Source organism: Sulfuricurvum sp. (genome assembly GCF_049305995.1).
Classification (GTDB): Bacteria; Campylobacterota; Campylobacteria; order Campylobacterales; family Sulfurimonadaceae; genus Sulfuricurvum.
The window spans coordinates 1-1744 of the sequence record NZ_JBAQPS010000202.1 but is presented as its reverse complement, the minus strand read 5'-3'; the positions used below and the strand labels follow the sequence as shown (position 1 = coordinate 1744).

Annotated in this window: 2 protein-coding genes; both read right to left on the bottom strand. The window is 35.7% G+C overall.

Annotated elements, in window-relative coordinates; genetic code table 11:
• Window positions 1-586: 586 nt before the first annotated feature.
• A complete protein-coding gene (locus WA010_RS06840) occupies window positions 587-1426 on the bottom strand; it encodes a tetratricopeptide repeat protein (protein WP_422556395.1) in 840 nt (279 codons plus the stop codon).
• An 83-nt stretch (window positions 1427-1509) separates the two neighbouring features.
• Window positions 1510-1744 (bottom strand): hypothetical protein (locus tag WA010_RS06835; protein ID WP_422556394.1); only part of this gene is annotated, 235 nt, incomplete at its 5' end.

The following is a 1744-nucleotide window of genomic DNA, read 5'->3' as shown; positions in this document are numbered from 1 at the left end:
TATCTATCATCATTGTCACACCTCCCACTTTACATCAAGGCAAAAAAAATCTCCGTTGGTTGATTCCAGCGTGTCGAGCGCATCCTAAGTCCTTTAGGTGAATGTGTTGAATCTTCTGAAGTCAAGATTTTATATATTCACCACTAAACGGAGGATATGGATGTAAAGAAATTACTCATAGAGTATATAGCTAGGAAAACGGATTGTATAATAGTTTGTGTCGGGTGGTAAGAGGTTCGATTCACAAAGAGATGCCCGTAATAGTGTCGATAGAGGGCGCTGGCTTGAAGTCGATAGGAGAAATCCTAGCATGAGTGAATGATTACCCACTTATAATGCAACTGTTATGGTTTAAAGATTCCCAATCACTGTTCGCTATTATCTAGTGGTTTGCCAATATTTTTGCCATTTTGTATTTTCAAAAAGGGCAAAAACCAATTGCAAAGGATAAGAAAAATAGGAAAAAATTCTCCAATTGGTTTTTTGATACTATGAAAGAAGTGGCTTTAAATAATAATTTATAATACTTAAAGAGATAGATATAGGAATATATACTACATACCTATATCAAGACTCGGCTTTAAGTCTATTTCCCTAGCTCTTTTTTGACTGTAGCATAATTTTTACAGCCATCTTCATATTTCATATCGCAAGCCATTCCAAGATATTTTAGTGCTAACTTATCACTCTGCTTAACTCCCTCGCCATTGTAATACATAACCCCAAGATTAAAGCATCCCACATCGTTTCCACCATTGCATGCTTTTGCGCAAAGTTCAGCTGCTTTAGAGCTATTTTGCTTTATTCCAGAGCCATTTAAATACATAAGCCCAAGATTACTACAGCCCATTGCACTTCCACCATTACAGGCTTTTGTAAATAACTCGATTGCTTTAAATTGGTTTTGTTCTACACCATCTCCATCATTATACATACTTCCTAGTTTAGAATAAGCATCAAAATGACCCAAAATACACGCTTTTTCAAACAATGGCTTTGCTTTAGCACTGTCTTGTTCGACAATATCACCTTTTATATATCCAAACCCAAGATTAAAACATCCATTCGCATTATTTGCATCACAAGCTTTTGTGAATAATCGAATAGCTTCATCATGATTTTTTGTAACTCCATCACCACTTATATACATAATTCCTAAACTAGAGCATCTTTCTGAATATCCTAATTCACAAGCTTTTGTATAAAATACGGCTGCTTTAGATGAATCTTGCATCATTCCGTATCCTTGCTTATAGATTAAACCTGCATTCCCACATCCATCAGCCTTCCCATGTTCACATGCCTTAGAAAAATTTTGCAATGCACTTTGATACTGTTTTTTATCAAATGCCTTGACCCCATTTTCAAAATCTCCAGCAAATGCAATTGATGCAACAACACAAAGCATAATAATTTTTTTTAACATTTAGATTCTCTCCCCATTTTAATAAAGGATAGTAACATAATAGGGATAGAAACTTTCCTGAAATGGTGACTAAAAAGCTCTGTTCATTGAAAAACCGTGTAAAGCTTCCGTCTATTTGTTACCCTAAACTCACTGACCCCTGAACTAACCCCATTATCTTCTAATTTCTGTATAGCAAACTCCACTAACTGTTTTTTCTGCTCAAAAACGCCTTTGTATGCGGGGATACCGTTTAGTTTTTGAACCGTTTCGATAATCTTCCGCTTCTGTTGCTGTTTCGCATATCCCTCTATCATCATTTTAAACGTCCTGTAGCTC

Excerpts from the sequence above, each read along its gene's own strand:
- WA010_RS06840 (WP_422556395.1), bottom strand. The coding sequence starts at position 1,426 with ATGTTAAAAAAAATTATTATGCTTTGTGTTGTTGCATCAATTGCATTT.